Origin of the sequence: Inquilinus sp. CA228 (genome assembly GCF_052078665.1) — a bacterium.
In the GTDB taxonomy this organism is placed as follows: domain Bacteria; phylum Pseudomonadota; class Alphaproteobacteria; order DSM-16000; family Inquilinaceae; genus Inquilinus.
The window spans coordinates 38792-60361 of record NZ_JBQJIK010000042.1 but is presented as its reverse complement, the minus strand read 5'-3'; the positions used below and the strand labels follow the sequence as shown (position 1 = coordinate 60361).

Here is a 21570-nt window from a genome sequence, read left to right as displayed (position 1 = left end):
AGTTGAGAGAGCAACTGTTCCGGGTATGGCCGTCGCCCGCACGCATGTAGCATTCCTGTCCTAGTCGAGGATTCGTTCGACCGATCCGGGGGGATTGCTGATGAAGCGTTGCAGGATGATGGCGCTGCTGGCTGTGCTGGTTCCGGCCGCGGCGCAGGCCGAGGACCCGTTCTCCTCCGTCTCGGTGTTCGGCGACAGCCTGAGCGACCGCGGCCGCATCCCCGGCCTGATCGCGGCACAGAACCCGGCCTTCCCGCTGCGCTTCCCGGTGTCGCCGCCCTATTTCGACGCCCGCTTCTCGAACGGCCCGACCTATGCCGAGCGGCTGCCGGGCCTGCTGGGCCTGGACGCCGCGCCCGGCCGCAACTTCGCGGTCGGCGGCGCCGAGACCGACAGCGGCAACATCGCCAACCCGCTGCTGGCGCCGGGCGGCATCACCCTGCCCGGCATCCGCGATCAGATCGACGGCTATGCCGGCTCCGGCGGCCGCTTCGGCGCCCGTGACCTGGTGGTGCTGTATGGCGGCGCCAACGACTATTTCGCCTGGCTCGGCGGCACGCCCTCGCCGGCCGGGGTGCAGGCCGAGGTCGCCCGCACCGTCGGCAACATCGACGCCGACATCCGCAAGCTGGCCGCGGCCGGGGCGAAGACGATCCTGGTGCCGAACGTGCCGGATCTCGGCTCGACCCCGGCCTATCGCGGCACGCTGGGCCAGGGGCTGGCCAGCGCCCTGTCGGCAGGCCATGCCGAGGCGTTGAACCGCCAGATGGGCGCCCTGGCCCGCGAGCTCGACGTGCAGATCGTGGTGGCCGATTTCGCCACCGGGCTGAAGACCGTGCTGGCCGACCCGGCCCGCTTCGGCTTCGGCAACGTCACCGAGGCCTGCGTCGCCAGCGCCACCGCCCTGCCCTCCTACGTCACGCCCGGATCGGTCTGCCGCGATCCGGAGGGGCGGCTGTTCTGGGACAGCGTGCACCCGACCGCGCTGGGCCACCAGCTGCTGGCGGAATACGCCGCCGACACGCTGACCGCCCCCACCACCATCGGCGCCCAGGCCGGCCTGGCCCTGCTGGCCAGCGACAATTTCCTGCGCCGCGTCGGGGACGCGACCGGCGGCGAAGGCGGCCCGATGCTGGCCGGCCCGCCGGCCCCGGCGGACCGCTCGGTCGACGGCTTCCTGACCCTGCAGCGCGCCTTCGGCAGCCAGGGCTTCGACCGCGGCGCCACCGGCTTCGACTACGGCGTCACCTCGATCACCGGCGGGGTCACGCTGCGGCCGGTCGACCGGGTGACGCTCGGGGTCGTCGCCGCCTACGACACCGGCGACGCCGACCTCGACCGGGGCTGGGGCACGGTGGACTACAGCTCGGTCCGGATCGGCGCCGTGGCCGGCTATGACGACGGCGCGCTGTTCGGCGGCGCCGGCGTCGCCTGGGGCTTCGACACCTACGATCTGGAGCGCCGGACCTATGTGCCGCAGCTGCGCGCCGCGGCCGACCCGGACGGCAACAGCCTCAGCGTCTTCGGCCGGGCCGGCTACCGCGTCGCCGTCGACGCCTTCACCTTCGGCCCGGTGCTCGGCCTGCGCTATTCGCGGGTGGAGATCGACCGCTACGCCGAATCCGGCGCGCCCGGCCTGGACATGACCGTCGAGGGCCAGACGGCGGAGGCGCTGATCGGCAGCGCCGGGATCGCCGCCGCCGCCCGGTTCGAGGCCGGCAGCGCCGTGATCACGCCGCATCTGGAGCTGACGGTCGAGGGCGACCTGCTGGGTGGCGACCGCTCGATCGGCACCGCGCTGGTCACCGTGCCGGATGTTGGGCGGGTGCTGGAGGTCGAGGCCTCCGGCGGCGCCTATGGAAGGCTGGCCGGCGGCGTCGCCGTCCGGCTGATCCCGGCGGTGACGGCGCAGCTCGGCGGCGAGACCACGCTGGGCCGCGACGGCGGCGACGACTATGCCGTGACCGGACGCCTCGCTGTGCGCTTCTGAGAACCGGGCTACCATCGCCGCCGGAAGAGCCTCGAAGGGATGGGCCGATGTCGGATTGGGCCAATGATCCGGAGGAGCGGCGCCGCGCCACGATCGCGGCGGCGAAGCAGCGGACGACGCTGATCGACCGCTGGTCGCGGGAGGATGTCGGCAAGCTGGAGTCCTGGGCCGAACGGGCCCGGGCCGCCGCCGTCCACACCCGCCCCGGCATGCGGGTGCTGGACATCGGCTGCGGCGCCATGGCGCTGGAGGGAATGCTGCCGAAGGGCTGCACCTACCTGCCGCTCGACTGCGTCCGCCGCGATTCGCGCACCATCGTCTGCGACCTGAACCGGGAGCCCTTCCCCGAGGTGGAGGCCGACATGGCCTTCGCCCTTGGCATGCTGGAATACGTCTACGACGTGCCCCGCTTCCTGCGACGCCTGCGCGCCACGGTGCCCCGCGCCCTGCTGAGCTACCATCCGCTGGACCGCAACATCGGCCGCGACCGCTGGTCGCTCGGCTGGGTCAACGCGCTGAACTCGGCGGAGCTGGCGGCCCTGCTGCGCCATGCCGGCTTCAAGAGCGTCCGGGTCGTCCCCTACAAGCCCAAGCTGCTGTTCTACCTGGTCGAACGCGACGCGGCCCTGAAGCCCGGCATCATGCCGCCAGGAACTCCGGAAGATACCCCGGCGACTTCAGGTTGAGCAGACGGGCGCGGTCCCGCGCCAGGTCCGCATAGCTGAGCGACTCGATCTGCTCCGGCGAATAGTCGAGACGCGGTTCCGCCTGGCCGTGCTTGATCAGGCCGACGCCCCAGTCGCAGTCCAGCACCGTGACGTCCAGGTCCGGCCGGGTCGAGCGCAGATGGACGATCGCCTTCCAGACGTCGCCGCTCCAGGCGAAGCGCAACGGATACCGCTTCCTGAAATCCTTGTAGTCCCTCGCCGGATAGCCGACCGATTCCCACTTCGGGTTGCAATCATGGACGACGATGACGCCGGAGCCGCGCTGGAACCGCAGGACGTTCTCGATATCGCGCAGGGTCTGTTCGTAGGTGTGCAGGCCGTCGACCAGAGCGACGTCGATCGGATGCTCCGACAGCAGGCCTTCGTTCTGTGCGAAGAAGTCGTCGCTGCGCATTTCGAAGAAATCGGTCTGGTCCGCCCTGCTTTCGCTGCGCGCCCGGCGGCGGCGCGACACCCGGAACCTCGGATCGACCGCGATCTTCCGGTTCGCCGCGATCCGCGAGAAGCAGGAGCCGGTGAAGACGCCGATCTCGAGGTAGACGGAGCTGGCAAGGCGATTGAGACAGGCCTGGGCGATCGTGGCCCGGTTGGTCAGCCTGATCATGGAGGTCCCTTCCGGTCGCCATGGGATTCTTGGACAGGCCGCGAATACAGCGATCTGGGCGTCCCCCGAAACCTGTCAACTCTGCCAGGGCCGGCATCGGAAAGCCGCTGTCGGACCCTTCTAGGACTCGACTCGGGCGCCGTTCTCGTCTAGAACATAACACGAACAAACATCCCAGCGAGACCCCTGATGGCCGCGAGACCCGCCGCGACGATGCCCATGGATTCGCTGTGCCGAATCCGCCCGCGAAACCTTGCCCGACCTGATTTTGGAGGAGCCGTCCGCCCCATGCGTCCGATCCGGAACATCCGATCCCAGGCCGATCTCGAGGAGGCGGTGCGGCGCTGCGAGCTGCGCTGGCGCGCCCTGGAGCGGGGCCTGCGCGAGGACGAGATCGCGGCGCTGCTGTCGCTCGGCCTCGACCGGGCGGAGGCGCAGCTGCGCGCCCTCGGCCCGCATGATTAGACGCCGCCGGTTGGCTGGGCTAAGAACGGCCGATCCCGACCGGAGACCGGCATGGCCCACCTGTTCACCGACCGCGGCGCCGTGTTCAGCGACTGCGGCCGCTATCGCACCCTGCTGTGGCGGCGCTGGGATTCTTCGGTGGCGCCGGCCAATTTCCTGCTGCTGAACCCATCCACCGCCGACGAGGTCAAGAACGACCCGACGGTCGAGCGCTGCGAGCGCCGGGCGCGGGCGATGGGCTATGGCGGGCTGATCGTCACCAACGCCTTCGCCCTGCGCTCGACCGACCCCAAGGCGCTCTACGCCGAGGCCGACCCGGTCGGCCCCGGCAATCCGGAGGCGATCGTCGAGGCCGCCCGGGCCGCGGCGCTGGTGGTCTGCGGCTGGGGCCGGCATTGCGACGCCGTGCGCCCCGGCTGGGGCCGCGCGCTGCTGCGGATGCTGGCCGAGGCCGGGACGGTACCGCACGCCCTGGCCATCACCTCCGACGGCTCGCCCAAGCACCCGCTCTATGTCGGCTACGCCGTGCAGCCGGCGCCGGTGCCCGCCGCCGTCTGAAAACGCACGGGCGTGGCCCCCTCGCCACTGCCGATGCGGCGCTTTAAGATCGGTCCGATCCGGGGGTCCCGTCGGACCTGACCGCCGCCCCTCCCGGATCGCGCGAGGGGATGCATGCTCCAGGCCACCAGGGACCGACGCCCGCTGTCCAGCCGCGACCCGGACAGCCAGCGCATGCCCAGCCTGGCGGTCGCCCTGCATGCTTTCGGCGTCCTGCTGTTCATCGCCGGGCTGCTGATCGGCGCCGTCCTGGCCTATCGGCTGTTCGGCACCGCCGACATGCTCGGCCAGGTCTCCGCCCTGATCCCGGACCGGCCGACCGACATGCTGGGGCTGCCGGACGCCCGCATCGCCGCCCTCGCCGACATGATCGGCGACGGGCCGGGCTTGAGCCGGCAGCTTCGGGCCGAGGCCTGGACCATGGGCGCCGGCGCCGCGGTCTCGGGGCTGGTGCTGTGGCTGCTCTGCGCCGGCCTGGCCTCGGCCCTGGCCCGGCTGCAGCGGATCGAGGCGGCGCTGCAGCTCGGCCGCGGCCCGCGCCCGGAATTCACGAAGGAATAACGCATCCTGTCCTATCCCCCGCATCGAACCGGGCGTTGCCCTCAAAAAGCACCGGATTCCGAGGTGGAGCATATGACCGGAGGCCAGCGCCGCGAGCCGCCCGCCGATGTCGCCGAATGGGCCGGCCGCTACCTGGAGCGGCTGGACCAGCCCTTCGACGACTGGGAGGCCGATTTCTTCCGCCGCGGCTGCAGCTTCCTGTCGCGCCGGATGGCCGCCGGCGCCGCCTCGAACTGGCGCTCGCTGAGCCTGCCGCCGGACCGCCGCGCCGAAATCTATTCCGGCCCGCTCGCCGCCCGGCCGCTGACAATCGAGGAAACCGCCCGCTTCCGCGGCATGCTGGAACGGATCGCGCGGGAGGGGAACCGGGACGATATCGCGTAGACGGGAGGGCCGAAGTCGCGACCGGTCACGCGCAAAAAGAAAGGCCCGCCGAAGCGGGCCTGCTCTTTCGTCTCGCGAACTGGTGGGCGCAGTAGGGCTCGAACCTACGACCCGCTGATTAAGAGTCAGCTGCTCTACCAACTGAGCTATGCGCCCGTTCGCTCGGGTCGGGCGGTGATATAGCCAAGGCCCCGACCGGTTGCAACCCTTTCTTCACGAAAGCCTCAACCTTTGTCGGCGCCGTCCCCCGGCGCGGCCGACAGCAGGCGCCGGCCGGACTCGCGCTGCTGGCATTCCAGCAGGATGTCGCGGGCGATCGGCGCCGCGTATTCGCTGCCGCCGCCGCCATGCTCGACGATCACCGAGCAGGCATAGCGCGGCGCGCCGACCGGGGCGTAGGCGACGAACCAGGCGTGGTGGCGCTGGTTCCACGGCCAGTTGTCCGGGTTCACCCCGGCGGCGCGTTCGGCCATGCTGATGCGGCGGACCTGGCTGGTGCCGCTCTTGCCGCCCATCTCCATGCCCTTCTGCTTGATCTGCGACCGCTTGCCGGTGCCACGGGTCATCACCGCGACCGTGCCCTCGATCACCGTGTCGATATGGCTCTTGGCGATGCCGATCGACGCCACCTCCGGCGTCTCCGGCATCGCCTCGTCGCCGACCGCCATGACCAGGCGCGGCACCACCGCCTTGCCGCCGTTCACCAGCCGCGCGGTCATGGTGGCCATCTGCAGCGGCGTCGCCAGCACATAGCCCTGGCCGATGCCGGCGATCAGCGATTCGCCGAGCTGCCAGGAGGTGCCCATCGCGCCCTCCTTCCAGGCCTTGGTCGGCATCAGCCCCGGACGCTCGCTCGGCAGGTCGACGCCCAGCTTCTGGCCGATGCCGAACTTGTTCGCGCCCTCGGCCAGCCGGTCGATGCCGAGCCGCCGCGCCATCTCGTAGAAAAAGACGTCGCAGGACTGGGCCATGGCGTCGACCACGTTCAGGCTGCCGTGGCCGCCGCGCTTCCAGCAGTGGAAGCGGTGGTCGCCGAGATTGACGTAGCCGGGGCAGAAGACGCGCTGGTCCGGCGTGACCACCCCGGCCTCCAGCGCCGTCGCCGCCACCGCGATCTTGAAGGTCGAGCCCGGCGGGTACTGGCCGTTGATCACCTTGTTGTTGAGGATGCCGTAGGGGTCCTGGACCAGGCGGCGCCAATCGGCCGTGCTGATGCCGTTCGGGAACAGGTTGGCGTCGTAGGACGGGTGCGAGGCCATGGCCAGCACATCACCGTTGTGCACGTCCATGATCACGGCGGCGGCGCTGAACTCGGACTTCAGCCGCTCCATGACATAGCGCTGCAGCTCGAAGTCGATGGTCAGCCGCGCCTCCTGGCCCGGCTTGCCCTCCTCCCGGTTGATCTCGCGGATCACCCGGCCGACGGCATTGACCTCGACCTGACTCGACCCGGCGACGCCGCGCAGGCCGGTCTCGTATTGCCGCTCGACGCCGGACTTGCCGACGCGGAAGCCCGGCAGGCTCAGCACCGGCTCGCCGGTCAGGTCGGCCTCGGCCACGGCGCCGACATAGCCGATGATATGGGCCATCTCGGTGCCGAAGGGGTAGCGCCGGGATTCGCCGACCTCGATCGACAGGCCCGGCAGTTCCGGCCCGTTGACGTCGATCCAGGAGACCTGCTCCCAGCTCAGATTCTCCTTCACCGTCACCGGCACGAAGGCGCGGCGGCGCTTGACGTCGCGGACGATGCGGGCCAGATCGGCGTCGGTCAGCGGCACCCCCTGCCCCAGCCGGCCGAGCACGCTTTGGATGTCCTTCGCCTCCTCCGCCACCAGCACGACCCGGAAGTTCTGGTCGTTGACCGCCAGCTGGGCGCCGAAGCGGTCGGTGATCAGGCCGCGCGAGGGGGCCAGGAGCCGCATGTTGATGCGGTTCGATTCGGCCAGCACCTTGTAGCGGTCGCTCTCCTCGACCTGGAGGTAGTACAGCCGCCCGCCGAGCACGCTGAGCAGGCCGAGCTTCAGACCGCCGAGGGCGAAGGCGCGGCGGGTGAAGCCGCGGGAGCGGTCGGTGTCGCGCTCCACGGCCTAGTCCGCCGCCCGCAGGAAGCCGCGATGCACCTGGATGAACAGCCAGGCCAGCGGCGGGAAGATGGCGATAGTCAGGACCAGCCGGATCAAGAGCGGCCGCGGCGGCACGACCGCGACGTCGTAAAGGCTGACGCCGATCCATTCGACCAGGCTGACGGCCGTCGCCAGCACGGCGTAGCCGAGCCACAGCACCGCGAAGGGCCGCCCGGCCAGGAAGCGGCGCTGGCGCAGCAGCACCCACTGGCACAGCAGCAGGATCGCGGCGTGCAGCCCGATCGGCGAATCGGTCAGCACGTCGTGCAGCAGCCCGACCAGGAAGATCAGCCACATCGGCATCAGGTCGGGCCGGTGCACGCCCCAGTAATAGACCGAGGCCAGCGGCAGCAACGGCGCGATGCTGCTGTAATAGGGCAGCTGGGTAGGCGTCACCCCGACCAGCACCAGGATCAGCGTCACGGCCCCTGGGGCGGCGTGGCGGGCGGCGAGGTCGAGCTTGTGCAGCAGGTCCCCGGTCATTGCGCGAAGCCGGGCACCGGCTGCATCGCCATCCCGGGATCGAGCGCGCGGAAATCGATGACCTTGACGTAGGGGATGGCCTCGAGCGGCTCGATCGGCTGGATCCGCACCGCGCTGTCCTGGGCGGCGGCGACGATGCCGACCGGCAGGCCGGCCGGGAACATGCCGCCATTGCCGGAGGTGACGAGGCGGTCGCCGACCCGGATCGAGGCGTCCGGCGGCAGGTACAGGAGCCGCGGCCGGTCGGTGTTGTCGCCGCCGATGATGGCGCGCTGCTGGGTGCGCTCCACCACCACCGGGATGCGGGCGTTGAGGTCGGTGATCAGCAGCACCCGGGCGGAATGGTCGCCGGTCTGCACGATCCGGCCGATCAGGCCGCGACCGCCGAGCACCGCCTGGCCGTCGCGGATGCCGTTGGCGGAGCCGAGATTGATCGTCAGGCTGCGCACGAAGGCGCCGCCATTGTCGGCCACAACCCGGGCGGTCAGGAAGGAATGGGCCGAATCCGGCGTGTAGTTCAGCAGGTTGCGCAGGGTCAGGTTCTCGGCCTCGAGCCGGAAGGTGACGTCCTGGTACTGCCGCAGCGTCGCCACCTCCTGCCGCAGCCGGGCGTTCTCGCCGCGGATGTCGGACAGGCTCTGCATCTCCGTCACCGCGCTGGCGACGCTGGCGGCCGGGCGCGACATGGCGTCGAGGATCGGCGCCACGGCGTCGACCACGCGGACGCGGACGCCGTCGAACAGCACGGCGTCGATCTTGCCGACCATCAGCAGGCTGATCGCGGCGAACAGCAGCAGGCCGAAGGAGAATCGGTGCGCGACGGCCCTGATGGCCGCGATGCGAACCCCCGGTCTGCTCCGCTGCATCACCCGCATGTCCCGTCCGCCGAAGACCGGATTCCTGAAAGGCAGAGTACTACCGTTTTTCCGATTTCCCCAGTATGCGCTGGGGCGCCGATCAGTACATGTTGATCAGCACGTGCTTGAGGGTCTTCATCTCTTCCAGCGCCCGGCCGGTGCCCAGCGCGACGCAGGTCAGCGGGTCGTCGGCGATCGACACCGGCAGGCCGGTGGCGTGCCGCAGCACCAGGTCGAGATTGCCGAGCAGCGCGCCGCCGCCGGTCAGGACGATGCCCTTGTCGACGATGTCGGCCGCCAGCTCCGGCGCGGTGTGCTCGAGCGCCACCTTCACCGCCTCGACGATCTGGCTGACCGGTTCGGACAGGCTTTCGGCGATCTGGCGTTCGGAGATCAGCAGCTCCTTCGGCACGCCGTTCAAGAGGTCGCGGCCCCTGATCTCCATGTACCGGCCCTCGCCGTCCTCCGGCGGGGCGGCGGAACCGATCTCCTTCTTGATCCGCTCGGACGAGCCCTCGCCGATCAGCAGGTTATGGTTGCGCCGGATATAGGCGATGATCGCCTCGTCCATCTTGTCGCCGCCGACGCGGACCGAGCGGGAATAGACGATGCCGCCGAGCGACAGCACCGCGACCTCGGTGGTGCCGCCGCCGATGTCGACCACCATGCTGCCGGTCGGCTCGGTCACCGGCAGGCCGGCGCCGATCGCCGCCGCCATCGGCTCCTCGATCAGATAGACCCGGCGGGCGCCGGCGCTCTCGGCCGATTCCTGGATGGCGCGGCGCTCGACCGCGGTCGAGCCGGACGGCACGCAGACGATCACCTCCGGCGCCGCGAAGCTGCGCCGGTTGTGCACCTTGCGGATGAAATGCTTGATCATCTCCTCCGCCACCTCGAAATCGGCGATGACGCCGTCGCGGAGGGGGCGGATGGCGGTGATGTTGCCCGGGGTGCGGCCCAGCATCTGCTTGGCCTCGTCGCCGACCGCCAGGACCTGCTTCTTGCCCCGGATGTTGGCGATCGCCACCACCGACGGCTCGTTCAGGACGATGCCACGGCCCTTGACATAGACCAGCGTGTTCGCCGTGCCCAGGTCGATGGCCATGTCAGCCGAGAGAAAACCGAAGAAATTGAACATGCGGCCGTGATGTCCTGTCAGCCGGGCTCGGCTGGGCGGGTCCAGAGCGAGGGGCGGGAGCGGCGGGCCGATCCCGCCGCCGGGTTGCTTTAGACCAGCCCGGTCCGAGTCTCAAGCGGAGAGTAGGGCCGAATCAAGGCGCCCGATCCTACATGCCGCGCTCGGCCATCGCCCCGCTGACCCCGACATCTCTCGGCGCCGCACATAGCCCCGGCCGGCGGTACAGGCAGATCTCGCTGGGGCAGCTCTCCAGCCGGTAGCCGGTGTTCGGCGGCATCTGCTGCGGCCGGGCCATCACATAGTTGAAGGACGGGGCCGAGCGCCACAACCGCCGCGTGTCGTCGCCGAACCAGAACACCGGCACGTCGCGGTGCAGGGTGGTGTAGCCCGGCAGGTCCGACCACGGCGTCAACAGGCCCACGCCGCACAGCGTCTCGCGCTCATGCAGCGCCGTGGCGGTGGCGATGCCGGGGGCGACGCGGCTCCATTCCGGGCCCCAGCGGTCGCTGGCCGACAGCAGGCCCGAGGCCAGCACCCAGGCGGCGCAGAGCACGGCCAGGGGAGCCCAGCGCGGCACGCGCCCCCAACGCTCGGCCGGCCAGCGTTCGGCCGCCAGCCCCGCCAGGCGCTGGCCCAGCCGCTCGGTGCCCAGCGCGGCGAGGATCAGCAGGAAGGGCAGCGCCGGCAGGACGAAGCGGTATTCCTTATGGGCGACCAGGCTGTGCGACAGCACGATCGCCAGCGGCACCGCCACCAGCATCGGCTGGCCGCGCGCGCCCAGCAGGATCAGCGCCGCCATCGGCGCCAGCCACCACGACCAGACCCGGACATATTCCTCGAAGTAGAAGCCCAGCGGCATGACGCCGAAGCTGTGGCTCTTCTCCTCGACGATGTTGATCCAGAAGTTCTTCAGCACCGACTGGAACGGCCAGCCGAGCGTCACCCAGTCGAGCAGCCCGTTGCACAGCAGCACCGGGACCAGTCCGGCCAGCAGCATCGGCCGCAGCCGGCCGCGCCAGTCGCCCCGGCTGGCGACCACGGCCGCGGTCAGGATCGCCGGCAGCAGATGGAAGCGGAAGACGAAGACCAGGCCGAACAGCACCCCCGCCCAGATCAGCCGCCGGCGGTCGGCCGTCTCCGCGGTCCAGGCCAGCCAGCAGGCGATCAGCAGCAGGCTGGTGGCGATCGATTCGGTCAGCGCCGTCGGCGCGTAATAGACCAGCTCGAACCAGATCGTGCCGATGAAGGCGGCGGTCAGCCCCGCCGTCAGCCCTGCTGCGCGCCGGGCCCACAGGAAGGCGACCACCGGGATGCTCAGCGACAGCGCCGACCACAGTGCCTTCGACGCGGCGAGATAGGAGGACGGCTCGTCGCTGACCCAGGACACCGCCTTCATCAGCCCGGCCAGCATCCCCGGCAGCAGCCAGGAGCGGACGCCCTCGCGATACTCCCAGGGCACGATGCCCTGGCCGAAGGCCAGCCGGTGCGCCTGCTCGTAATACTGGAACAGCTCGTCGGCATGGTGGATGCGCGGGAACGCCAAGGCGAGAACGACGCGCAGCAGCAGCCCGAGCGTCAGCAGCCCGGCGAGGCCGACCAGCCAGCCCGGCCAGCCGTCGAGGACGCCGGGCCGGGACGGGTACGGCAGGGCGACCGAGGCTGCGGCGGCGCCGACCGGACGACCCGGATAGCGATCGGACACGGGCGGGTCGACCGATCGGCGTTGCTCCACAGTGTCGTCGGTCATGTCGCTCCGAATCTCGGCCGGATTATCGAGTGTTGCTGCCTATAACACCCGCAATGCGGTTTTCGTCTGAAAAAACCTCGGAAAAAGCATCATATCCAGGGGATCTTGTTCGGAGTTTGTCCGGACCCGCCATGGATGAAAGTACGGCGCGGGATGAAAATCGCCAGCGGCTGCGTATATGGACCATGAAACGCCGCAAGGATGATTTCGACGTCATCGCCGAGCTGCCGGGGCTGAAGCGCTACGCCCTGGTCCTGACCCGCGATGCCGCCGAGGCCGAGGACCTGCTGCAGGACACCCTGCTCAAGGCCTATGAGGGGCGGCGTGGCTGGCAGCCGGACCGGGCGCTGCGCCCGTGGCTGTTCGCCATCATGCACAACGCCCACGCCTCGCGGCTGCGCGGTCGCCGTGCCGAGGATGCCCGCATCGCCCAGGCGACCCAGTTCGCCCCCGAATCCGGGGCGCCGAGCCAGGATGCCCGGGTCCAGCTGGCCCAGGTGCAGCGGGCTCTGCTGACCCTGCCGGAGGAGCAGCGCGAGGCACTGCTGCTCGTGGCGGTCGAGGAGTTCCGCTACCAGGAGGCCGCGACCATCCTCGGCATCCCGCTCGGCACGCTGATGTCGCGCCTGGGCCGGGCCCGGGCGGTGCTGCGCGAGATCGTCGGCAGCGCCGAAACGCCTGCGAACCGCACCGACGGACCGACCCCGCCGCGGCTGCGGCTGGTGGAGTGACGACCATGACCCAGACCATCCCGACCGAAGCCGAGATCCAGGCCTATATCGACGGCGAGCTCGACCTGCCGCGCCGGATCGAGATCGAGGCCTGTCTCGAGGTCAATCCCACTCTTGCCGCCCAGGTGATGGCCGATCTGCGCCTGCGCGACGCGCTGCGCCTGGCCTTCGCCGAGGATGGCGGCATCCGCGTCGCCAGCTACGAGAACGCCCGGCTGCTCGGCCGCGCCGTGCGCTGGCGCCGGCTGACGGTCCGCCTGCGCCGGGTGGCCGCGGTGGTGCTGCTGATCGGCATCGGCTGGGGCGCCCAGTCGATCCTGGGCGTCACCCGGATCGACACCGCCTCGGCCACCATCCCGGCCTATGCCGACGAGGCCGGCGACGCCTACCGCACCGTGCTGTACCGCCATCTGGTCGACCCGGCCGAGCCCAAGGGCGGCGTCAAGCCCGAGGACCTGGCCAAGGCGCCGATCACCCTGCCCGACCTGCCGCCGGGCTGGTCGATCCGGTCGATCGAGGTGGTGCCCTGGGACGGCGGCTCCGGCTTCGAGGCGACGATCGACACCGACCGGTTCGGGCTGGTGACGCTGTTCGCCGCCGCCACCGACAGCTTCGACGTGCAGCAGCCGCAGGCGCAGCGGCCCAAGGACGTCACCGTCGCCTACTGGCAGGTCGGCCCGGCGGTCTACGCGCTCTGCGCCGAGGCGCCGGCGGACGACCTGCTGGTCGCCGCCAACGGCCTCGCCGACACCCTTTACTGAAGGCTCACCAAGGAGTGAACGACCCCATGAACACGCCACAGTATCAATGGCAGACGACGGCGCGCCCGACAGCCGCCGAACTCGACGTCGGCCTGCGCCAGCACATGCTGCGCGTCTACAACTACATGGGCCTGGGCCTGGTCCTGACCGGCCTCGTCGCCTATCTGGTCGCCAGCACGCCGGCGCTCTATGTGCCGATCTTCGGCACCCCGCTGAAATGGGTGGTGATGCTGGCGCCTTTGGCCTTCATCTTCTTCCTGTCGTTCCGCATCCACGCTATCTCGACGTCCACGGCGCAGCTGGTGTTCTGGGCGTTCTGCGCCGCCATGGGCCTGTCGATGGCCTCGATCTTCCTGGTCTTCACCGGGACCAGCATCGCCCGCACCTTCATGATCACCGCGGTCATGTTCGGCGCCATGAGCCTGTACGGCTACACCACCAAGGCCGACCTCTCCCGCTTCGGCTCGTTCCTGATGATGGGCCTGGTCGGCATCATCATTGCCAGCATCGTCAACATCTTCCTCGGCTCGACCGCGCTGCAGTTCATCGTCTCGGTCGCCGGCGTGCTGATCTTCACCGGCCTGACCGCCTGGGACACCCAGCGGATCAAGGAGGAATATGCCGAGCACTACGACAGCGAGAGCCGGAACAAGATGGCGCTGATGGGCGCGCTGTCGCTGTACCTGAACTTCATCAACATCTTCCAGTTGCTGCTGAACCTCACCGGCGAGCGGGAGTAAGAGCGTGTACGACACCGAGAAGCAGGCCATCGACGACCTGTTCGTGAAGCTGGTGCGGGCCGAGCGCGACGGCGGCCCGCGCGATGCCGGCGCCGAGGAGCTGATCCGGCGCCGCCTCGCCGAGCAGCCGGCCGCCGCCTACTACATGGCCCAGGTCATCCTGGTGCAGGAGCAGGCGCTGGCGGCGGCCCAGGCCCAGATCAACGAGCTGGAGCGGCGCGCCGCCCAGCCGGCGGCCGGCGGCTTCCTGGCCGGGCTGTTCGGTGGCGGCCAGCAGCGGCCGCAGCCGGGCGCCTCGCCCTGGGGCCGGCAGCAGGCCCAGCCCGGTTACGGTGCACAGCCCGGTTACGGTGCCCAGCCCGGCTACGGTGCACAGCCTGGCACCGGCGCCCGCGGCGGCTTCGGACGGCCCGGTGGCGGTGGCGGTTTCATGGCGGGAGCCATGCAGACCGCCATGGGCGTGGCCGGCGGCGTGGTCCTCGGCAATCTGCTGATGGACGCCTTCACGCCCGACGTGGCCCAGGCGGCTGAAGGCATCGGCCAGGCCGCGGAGGACACCGCCGGCGATCTGGCGTCCGACGCCGGGTTCGATATGGGCGGCGAGGAACTCTGAGAGTAGTATGGGGGCCGGAGGCGGTCGTGCCTCCGGCCCTCCCCTTTTCCTGTGAGCCGATCGGACGTTATCCGTGGAAACCTTCGTCGCCCAGGTCACCCAGTTCATCGCCGACAACCAGGCCTGGGCGGGACCGATCCTGTTCCTGCTGGCCTTCGGCGAATCCATGGCCGTGGTCGGCCTATTCGTCCCCTGCACCGCCCTGATGCTGGCGACCGGCGCCCTGGTCGGCGGCGGCCTGCTGCACCCCGTGCCCGTGATCGCCTGGTCGATCGCCGGCGCGGTGCTGGGCGATGCCGTCTCCTACTGGCTGGGGCAGAAGCTGGGGCCGAACGCCCGCAACGTCTGGCCGTTCTCGCGCGACCGCGCGATGATCGCCCGCGGCCGGCTGTTCTTCCGCCGCTGGGGCACCGCCTCGATCTTCCTCGGCCGCTTCCTGGGGCCGCTGCGCGCCGTGGTGCCGCTGATCGCCGGCATCATGCGCATGCGCCATTCCCGGTTCCAGATCGCCAACGTGCTGTCGGCGATCGTCTGGGTTCCGGCCATGCTGGCGCCGGGCTGGCTGGTGGCCCAGGGCGTTGGCGAGCTGAGCGGCATCGGCGAGACCGAATGGATCGTCATGACCGGCGGCCCGCTGCTGGCCGGCGCCCTGACCCTGGCGGTGTTCGCCAAGCTGGCCTCCCGCCGCGCCGTCCCGGCCCGCGCCCGGCGCGCGCGCCCGGTCGCCAAGCAGGCCTGAGCGGAGGACAGTCATGGGCCTGAGCGGTGTGAAGCTCCTGATCATCGGCGCGGTGGTCGCGCTCCTGTTCCTGCCGTTGCTGCTGCGCCAGGCGCGGTCGATCCCGGTGCTGCTGGAGCAGGCGCGCGCCGCCTTCTCCGGCGAGGATGATGAAACGACCGGTCACCGTCCCCAGGCGGCGGAGCCGACCCGTGAGGCCCCGCGCCCTGCCAGCGTCGCCGAGCGGCTGGGCCGTGTCATCGGCCGGCTGCTGCAGCGCCTGGGCCTGTTCCGCGCCGGCTGAGGCCGCGACCTACAGCAGGAAGTCACCCGCCTGCATCGCGACGGCGCCGGTCAGCAGGATCTCCAAATCCGCTGCGCCGTTGCCGTCGATGTCGCCGGCAACGATGGTCGTGCCGCCACTGACGACGAAGCGCAGCTCGCCCGCATGCTGCGTGAACGCCGCCGAGCCGATGAAGCGGAAGGCCTGATCCCCGGCCGCGGCGGGATCGGCGTCGATCGCCGCGAGGTCGATCCGATCACCCTCCCCCCGGCTGAAATCGGTGATCCTGTCGGCGGCGGCGCCGAGGCCGCTGTGGTCGGCCGCGGAGACGACGAAGCGGTCCGCCCCGCCGCCCCCGGTGAGGACGTCGCCGCCGACCCAGCCGTCCAGCGCATTGCCGCTGCCGTCGCCGATGATCCTGTCGTCGCCGTACCCGGCCACGGCGTTCTCGATCCCGGTCAGCACGTCGCCGCTCGGGCCGATCCCGGCGGCCAGGTCGATCGCGACGGCAAAGCTGAACAGGCGGTAGACCGCGGTGTCGCTGCCAGTGCCGCCATCCAGCCGGTCGGCGTCCAGCCCGCCATCCAGCAGGTCGTCGCCGGCGCCGCCGGACAGGCGGTCCCGCCCGTCCTGGCCCAGGATGATGTCGTTCCCGGCACCGCCGGAGAGGTCGTCATCACCCAGCCCGCTATCCAGCAGATCGTCGCCTGCGGCACCGTCCAGGCGGTCGTCCCCCACGTCACCGAACAGGAAGTTGGCGCCCTCGCCACCTGTCAGGAAATCATTGCCCTCATAACCCCAGATGTTGTCGTCGGGGAACAGGGCGGTGATGACGTCGTCCTCCTCGGTGCCGTAGATGTCGATACCGGGCATGGGATCCTCCTGGAGTGTGCGCTGCGACCGGGCCGCGGTGCGGTTGCGGTGCGCTACAGCACGAAGTCCGCCGCCTGCAGCGCAATGGCGCCGGTCAGCACGATGTGGAAGTCGGAATTGCCGTCGCCGTTGACGTCGCCGGCGATGGTGGTGACCCCGGGGCTGGTGACGGCGAAGCGCAGCTCGCCGGCGACCTTGTGGTACAGCGCCGAGCCGATGAAGGCGAAGGCCTGGTTGCCCGCCGCCGCGCTGTTGGCGTCGATCGCCGCCAGGTCGATGCGGTCGCCCCGGCTGAAATCGGTGATCCGGTCGGCAGCGGCGCCGACCACGCTCTGCGCCGCGCTGCTGTAGACGAAGCGGTCGGCCCCGGCGCCGCCGGTGAGCGTGTCCTGGCCGCCGGCCCCGGTCAGCACGTCGCTGCCGTTCCAGCCCTGCAGCAGATTGGCGCCGCTGCTTCCGACCAGGCTGTCATTGCCCTGGCTGCCAGACAGGTTCTCGATCCCGGTCAGGGTGTCGCCCTGGGCTTCGCCGCCGGTGCCCGTGCCGGTCGCGAGGCTGACCGCGACCCCGGCGGTGCCGGTGAACCAGCTGGCGAGGTCGACGCCGGCGGCACCGTCCAGCCGGTCCGCGCCGATGGCGCCGCGAAGGATGTCGTTGCCGCCGCCGCCGAACAGCCGGTCGTCGCCGAGCCCGCCATCCAGCGTGTCGTCGTCCTGCTCGCCGAACAGCCGGTCGTTCCCGGCCGCCCCGCTCAGCACGTCGTTGCCGAACTGGCCGAACAGGTCGTCGGCGGCGGCTCCGCCGGCCACGGTCTCCGCGGAGGGGCTGCCGTCGGCGAGAAACAGCTCCCGCGCCGTGAGGGCCGAGGCGGCGACGCCCTCCAGTGTCAGGGTGGCGATCGCCCCGCCGCGCGACACCGACAGCACCGCATTGCCGCCCGCGGTGCCGAGCAGCGCCTGCACGGTGGTGAACTCGGAGCAGAATTGGAGGGACAGGAGGTCGACGCCGGGAAAGAAGTCGAGGATGCGGTCGTCGTCGGCCCCGTCGAGCGCGGCCCAGATGAAGCCGTCCGCCGCGAACTGACCGATCGGCGGCGTCCCGGTTACCGGCTGGACTTCGCCGGCCAGGATGTCGGCCCCGGCACCGCCGTCGATCGCGTCGCTGCCGGCGCCGCCGACCAGCGTGTCGCTCCCCTCTCCTCCCGAAAGAGTGTCGGCGCCGTCGCCCCCGTCCAGCCGGTCGCTGCCGGCGTCGCCGAAGAGCAGGTCGTCTCCGGAATCGCCCAGGACCGTGTCGTCGCCGTCATTGGAATTGATGCTGTCCGATCCCCTGTCGCCACGGAGATCATCGTCTCCAGAGCCGGCAGAAATGCTGTCGTCGCCCACGCCGCCATTGACCGTGGCGCCCCCGTCCCCGGCCTGGATGAGATCGTCGCCCGTGCCGCCATTGATGGCGTCGCCACCGCCGTTGCCGACCAGAAAATCATCACCTCCTTCCCCGTTGATGACGTCGGCGCCGCCGCCGCCGGAGAGGAAGTCGGCATCGTTGGTTCCGGTGAAGAGGGTCATGATCCTGCCTTTGCGTGGGGCGCCGGAAGCGGCGTTACAGCACGAAGTCGCCGGCCTGCAGCGCGACCGCGCCGGTCAGCACGATGTGGAAGTCGGAATTCCCGTCGCCGTTGACGTCGCCGGCGATGGTGGTGACCCCCGGGCTGGTGACGGCGAAGCGCAGCTCGCCCGCGACCTTGTGGAACAGCGCCGAGCCGATGAAGGTGAAGCCCTGGTCGCCGGCGACGGTGGTCCTGGCGTCGATCGCCGACAGGTCGATCCGGTCGCCCTGGGCTCGGCTGAAATCCACGATCCGGTCGGCATTGGCCCCGACCACGCTGTCGCCGAGGGCGGTGAAGGCGAAGACGTCGGCACCGACGCCGCCGCCCAGCGCGTCCTTGCCGGCGCCGCCGACGAGCACGTCGTTGCCCTCGAAACCGTTCAGCACATTGGTCCCGGTGCTGCCGGTGATGAAGTCCCCGGCCCGGCTGCCGTTGACGTTCTCGATCGAAACGAAGATGTCGCCCTGGGCCTCGCCGTCGCCGCCGGTCCCGGCCTGCAGGTTGACCTTCACCCCGACCGCGGCGCCGAAATAGGTGGCGAGGTCGATGCCGCTGCCGCCGTCCAGCACATCGCCGCCGAGGCCGCCGCGAAGGATGTCATTGCCGGCCCCGCCGCGCAGGCGGTTGGCGCCGTTGTCGCCGGTCAGGCTGTCGCCGAAGGCGCTGCCGGTGACGTTCTCGATGCCGTCATAGGTGTCGCCCAGGGCATTGCCGCCGGAGCCGGAGCGGGTGAAGAGGTTGACCGTGACGCCGACGCTGCCGTCGTCATAGAGGGCGATGTCGAAGCCGGCGCCCCCGTTCAGGGCGTCCGCCCCGGCGCCGCCGATCAGGATATCGTCGCCGCCCGCGCCGGAAATCTGGTCGCTGCCGCCCAGGCCGCGCAGGACATTGGCGAGGTCGTTCCCGGCCAGGCTGTCGCCGAAAGCACTGCCGTTCAGGTTCTCGATGCCGGTCAGCGTGTCGCCCTCGGCATCACCGCCGGTCCCCGTCCCGGTGACGGTGGCGAGAGCGACCGTCACCCCGGCCGCGCTGTCGCTGTAGGTCGCGGTATCGATGCCGGTTTCGCCGAATAGCACGTCGGCCCTCGCGCCGCCTCGGAGCAGGTCGTTGCCGGATTCGCCGTTCAATCCATCGCGGCCGGCGAGGCCGTTCAGGACATCGTCGCCGTTGCTGCCGAAGATATCGTTGTTTCCCGCGGACCCGGTCAGCGTATCGTTTCCGCTGCCTCCGCGAGCGCCCTCAATGCTGACAAGAACGTCGCCCTGGGCGTCGCCGCCGGAGCCGGTACCAGTCGTCAGATTCGCGATGACGGCAGCAACACTGTCGCTATAGTCGGCGCGATCGATGCCATCACCGCCATCGAGACGGTCCGCGCCAATGCCGCCCTGAAGAATATCGTCACCTGTCCCACCGACCAGTATGTCGTTCCCGCCTCGACCGATCAGAACGTCGGCGCCTTCAACCCCGAAAAGCGTATTGCTCCCGTCCGCGCTGACCATGAGGTCATTGAGAGCCGAACCGCTGACGTTCTCGACGTCGGCGTCGATGACATCGCCATTGGCGTCTCCCAGAAACCCGTTCGTTTCAAAGGAGACTTGGACACCGGTATTGCTGTTGCTGTAATCAACCGTATCGACGCCGGCGCCGCCGACCAGAATATCCGCTCCCGCGCCGCCGATCAGGATATCGTCGCCGTCGCCTCCGACGAGGGTGTCGTCGCTCTCACCACCCAGGAGCGTGTCCGCCCCTGCTCCGCCGTCGACAAAATCGCCCTCGCTGCCAGCGACGACGATGTCATCGCCCGCACCTGCATGGATCAGGTCTTTGCCGTTGTCGACAAACCCGATCTCGATCTCATTGAATCCCGACGGGACAACGGTCCCGTCGCCCACGATGTGAATGACGTCTTTGCCCGCGGTTCCGTTGACGACGGCCATGATGGGTCCCTCTTTACAAGTTCACTTGCCGGACGGAGAGATACGCCGTCGCCTCGACCGCCCGCTGTTCCCGCCGGTGCAGCCGCGCGCCGGCTACAGCGCGAAGTCGGTCGCCTGCAGCGCGACGGCGCCGATGAGCACGATGTGGAAGTCGGACACGCCGTCGCCGTTGACGTCGCCGGCGATGGTGGTGACCCCGGGGCTGGTGACGGCGAAGCGCAGCTCGCCCGCGACCTTGTGGTACGGCGCCGAACCGATGAAGGTGAAGCCCTGGTCGCCCGCCACGGTGGTCCTGGCGTCGATCGCCGACAGGTCGATGCGGTCGCCCTGGGCCCGGCTGAAATCGGTGATCCGGTCGGCATTGGCCCCGACCGCGCTCTGCGCCGCGCTGCTGTAGACGAAGCGGTCGGCCCCGGCGCCGCCGGTGAGCGTGTCCTTCCCGCCGGATCCGGTGAGCACGTCGCTGCCGCTCCAGCCCTGCAGCACATTGGCGCCCGCATTCCCGACCAGGCTGTCATTGCCCTGGCTGCCGGAGAGGTTCTCGATCCCGGTCAGGATGTCACCCTGCGCGTCGCCGCCGCTGCCGGTGCCGGTCGCGAGGCTGACCGCGACCCCGGCCGAGCCGGTGAACCAGCTGGCGAGGTCGACGCCGCCGCCGCCATCCAGCCGGTCGACGCCGGTGCTGCCGCGGAGGATGTCGTTGCCGCCGCCGCCGAACAGCCGGTCGTCGCCGCTGCCGCCGTCGAGCGTGTCGCCGTCCTGCTCGCCAAACAGCCGGTCGTTCCCGGCCGCCCCGCTCAGCACATCGTTGCCGAACTGGCCGAACAGGTCGTCGGCGCCGGCGGCGCCGGTGACGATGGTCGGGCCATCGGAACTGCTGACCAGAAGATCGATGTCCCGAGCCGCGAGGGCGGAGGCGGCGACACCCTCCAGCGTCAGCGTGGCGATCCCGCCGCCGCGCGACACCGACAGCACCGCATTGCCGCCCACGGTCGCGAGCAGCGCCTGCACCGTGGCGAATTCGGAGCAGAACTGGAACTGCAGGATGTCGACGCCGGGAAAGAAGTCGAGGATCCGATCGTCGTCATTGCCATCGATGGCGCTCCAGCGGAAGAGATCCGTCGCGAGCTGGCCCACAGGTGGGATCCCGCCATCGGGCGATCGATCGCCGCTCAGGATGTCGGCGCCCTCGCTTCCGGACAATCTGTCTGCACCTTCGCCCCCCACCAGGATATCGTTGCCCTCTTCGCCGTCGAGCCGATCATCTCCCTGACCGCCATCGAGAGCATCACTGCCGTCGCCGCCGTTGATCTGGTCCGATCCCCTGTCGCCTCGCAGCCGATCGTTTCCGTCAAAAGCAAAGATGGTGTCATCACCCTCCTCGCCGATGACCTGGTCGTCGCCGTCGTCGGCATCAATCCTGTCGTCACCGGCACCGCCGAAGATGGTGTCGTTCCCATCGCTGCCCTCCAGATGGTCATCGCCACCGTTTCCGTCGATGAAGTCGTCGTCGAGGCCGCCGACGAGGTGATCGAAATTTTCGGTTCCAATGAACGTGCCCATGATCCTGCCCCTGCGTGTTGGACGGCGGAATTGCTCGGGATGGTGTCGGCGGCGCCGGGCCGGAATGCTCCGATGGTTCTCCTCCCGTGGCTTACCCCAGGCTG

At 70.0% G+C, this 21570-nt stretch carries 22 protein-coding genes and 1 tRNA gene; 12 read left to right on the top strand and 11 right to left on the bottom strand.

All coding sequences use genetic code 11. The features are described 5' to 3' along the window. Positions 1-100 precede the first annotated feature (100 nt). Both ACTOWL_RS21150 and ACTOWL_RS21145 read left to right on the top strand, forming a co-directional pair. A complete protein-coding gene (locus ACTOWL_RS21150) occupies positions 101-1990 on the top strand; it encodes an autotransporter domain-containing protein (RefSeq protein WP_441323253.1) in 1890 nt (629 codons plus the stop codon). A gap of 47 nt (positions 1991-2037) precedes the next feature. Further along, positions 2038-2676, top strand: a complete 639-nt coding sequence (locus ACTOWL_RS21145) for a class I SAM-dependent methyltransferase (RefSeq protein ID WP_441323252.1) — start codon at positions 2038-2040, stop codon at positions 2674-2676. Here ACTOWL_RS21145 and ACTOWL_RS21140 read toward each other — a convergent pair. Continuing rightward, a complete protein-coding gene (locus ACTOWL_RS21140; protein WP_441323251.1) occupies positions 2630-3322 on the bottom strand; it encodes a class I SAM-dependent methyltransferase in 693 nt (230 codons plus the stop codon). The two genes, ACTOWL_RS21145 and ACTOWL_RS21140, sit on opposite strands and share 47 nt — an antisense overlap. A 288-nt stretch (positions 3323-3610) precedes the next feature. Here ACTOWL_RS21140 and ACTOWL_RS21135 point away from each other — a divergent pair, with 288 nt between their 5' ends. From ACTOWL_RS21135 to ACTOWL_RS21120, 4 genes are all read left to right on the top strand, one after another. Further along, on the top strand, positions 3611-3787 hold the full coding sequence (locus ACTOWL_RS21135) for a hypothetical protein (RefSeq protein ID WP_441323250.1): 177 nt from the start codon (positions 3611-3613) through the stop codon (positions 3785-3787). Between the two features lie 51 nt (positions 3788-3838). Next, positions 3839-4345: a DUF1643 domain-containing protein gene (locus ACTOWL_RS21130; RefSeq protein ID WP_441323249.1), complete on the top strand. Its 507-nt coding sequence runs from the start codon at positions 3839-3841 to the stop codon at positions 4343-4345. A 114-nt stretch (positions 4346-4459) separates the two neighbouring features. After that, on the top strand, positions 4460-4906 hold the full coding sequence (locus ACTOWL_RS21125; protein WP_441323248.1) for a hypothetical protein: 447 nt from the start codon (positions 4460-4462) through the stop codon (positions 4904-4906). A gap of 72 nt (positions 4907-4978) precedes the next feature. Further along, a complete protein-coding gene (locus tag ACTOWL_RS21120) occupies positions 4979-5290 on the top strand; it encodes a hypothetical protein (protein ID WP_441323247.1) in 312 nt (103 codons plus the stop codon). Between the two features lie 80 nt (positions 5291-5370). Here ACTOWL_RS21120 and ACTOWL_RS21115 read toward each other — a convergent pair. The 6 genes from ACTOWL_RS21115 to ACTOWL_RS21090 all read right to left on the bottom strand — a co-directional run bounded on the left by ACTOWL_RS21115 (position 5371) and on the right by ACTOWL_RS21090 (position 11638). Further along, positions 5371-5446 (bottom strand) — tRNA-Lys (locus ACTOWL_RS21115). A 68-nt stretch (positions 5447-5514) separates the two neighbouring features. Then, positions 5515-7374, bottom strand: coding sequence for a penicillin-binding protein 2 (gene mrdA / locus ACTOWL_RS21110; protein ID WP_441323246.1), 1860 nt, complete (start codon positions 7372-7374; stop codon positions 5515-5517). Positions 7375-7377: 3 nt separating this feature from the next. Beyond that, complete coding sequence (gene mreD, locus ACTOWL_RS21105) at positions 7378-7896, bottom strand: rod shape-determining protein MreD (protein ID WP_441323245.1); 519 nt, start codon at positions 7894-7896, stop codon at positions 7378-7380. Next, positions 7893-8762 (bottom strand): rod shape-determining protein MreC, encoded by an 870-nt coding sequence (mreC, locus tag ACTOWL_RS21100; RefSeq protein ID WP_441323244.1) that lies wholly within the window; start codon positions 8760-8762, stop codon positions 7893-7895. Before mreC ends, mreD begins: the two co-directional genes overlap by 4 nt. Positions 8763-8853: 91 nt before the next feature. Continuing rightward, positions 8854-9891 carry a rod shape-determining protein gene (locus ACTOWL_RS21095; protein ID WP_441323243.1) on the bottom strand — a complete coding sequence of 346 codons (1038 nt, stop codon included), beginning with the start codon at positions 9889-9891 and terminating at the stop codon, positions 8854-8856. A gap of 148 nt (positions 9892-10039) precedes the next feature. Then, positions 10040-11638, bottom strand: coding sequence for a hypothetical protein (locus ACTOWL_RS21090; RefSeq protein WP_441323242.1), 1599 nt, complete (start codon positions 11636-11638; stop codon positions 10040-10042). A 185-nt stretch (positions 11639-11823) separates the two neighbouring features. Between ACTOWL_RS21090 and ACTOWL_RS21085 the strand changes: the two genes are divergently transcribed. From ACTOWL_RS21085 to ACTOWL_RS21060, 6 genes are all read left to right on the top strand, one after another. Beyond that, positions 11824-12369, top strand: a complete 546-nt coding sequence (locus ACTOWL_RS21085; RefSeq protein ID WP_441323241.1) for a sigma-70 family RNA polymerase sigma factor — start codon at positions 11824-11826, stop codon at positions 12367-12369. Between the two features lie 5 nt (positions 12370-12374). After that, complete coding sequence (locus ACTOWL_RS21080; RefSeq protein ID WP_441323240.1) at positions 12375-13130, top strand: anti-sigma factor family protein; 756 nt, start codon at positions 12375-12377, stop codon at positions 13128-13130. 26 nt (positions 13131-13156) lie between these two features. After that, the gene (locus tag ACTOWL_RS21075; RefSeq protein WP_441323239.1) at positions 13157-13870 is read left to right on the top strand and encodes a Bax inhibitor-1/YccA family protein; all 714 of its coding nucleotides are present in this window, start codon (positions 13157-13159) and stop codon (positions 13868-13870) included. Between the two features lie 4 nt (positions 13871-13874). Further along, complete coding sequence (locus ACTOWL_RS21070; protein ID WP_441323238.1) at positions 13875-14483, top strand: DUF2076 domain-containing protein; 609 nt, start codon at positions 13875-13877, stop codon at positions 14481-14483. 73 nt (positions 14484-14556) lie between these two features. Then, positions 14557-15222, top strand: coding sequence for a DedA family protein (locus ACTOWL_RS21065; RefSeq protein ID WP_441323237.1), 666 nt, complete (start codon positions 14557-14559; stop codon positions 15220-15222). Between the two features lie 13 nt (positions 15223-15235). Next, on the top strand, positions 15236-15505 hold the full coding sequence (locus ACTOWL_RS21060; protein WP_441323236.1) for a hypothetical protein: 270 nt from the start codon (positions 15236-15238) through the stop codon (positions 15503-15505). Positions 15506-15514: 9 nt separating this feature from the next. Here ACTOWL_RS21060 and ACTOWL_RS21055 read toward each other — a convergent pair whose 3' ends face one another. The 4 genes from ACTOWL_RS21055 to ACTOWL_RS21040 form a co-directional block, all read right to left on the bottom strand. Continuing rightward, on the bottom strand, positions 15515-16357 hold the full coding sequence (locus ACTOWL_RS21055) for a calcium-binding protein (protein WP_441323235.1): 843 nt from the start codon (positions 16355-16357) through the stop codon (positions 15515-15517). 53 nt (positions 16358-16410) lie between these two features. Then, positions 16411-17925 (bottom strand): calcium-binding protein, encoded by a 1515-nt coding sequence (locus ACTOWL_RS21050; protein ID WP_441323234.1) that lies wholly within the window; start codon positions 17923-17925, stop codon positions 16411-16413. Positions 17926-17959: 34 nt separating this feature from the next. Further along, positions 17960-19903, bottom strand: a complete 1944-nt coding sequence (locus ACTOWL_RS21045) for a calcium-binding protein (RefSeq protein WP_441323233.1) — start codon at positions 19901-19903, stop codon at positions 17960-17962. A 93-nt stretch (positions 19904-19996) separates the two neighbouring features. Continuing rightward, on the bottom strand, positions 19997-21466 hold the full coding sequence (locus ACTOWL_RS21040) for a calcium-binding protein (protein WP_441323232.1): 1470 nt from the start codon (positions 21464-21466) through the stop codon (positions 19997-19999). Between the last annotated feature and the right edge of the window lie 104 nt (positions 21467-21570).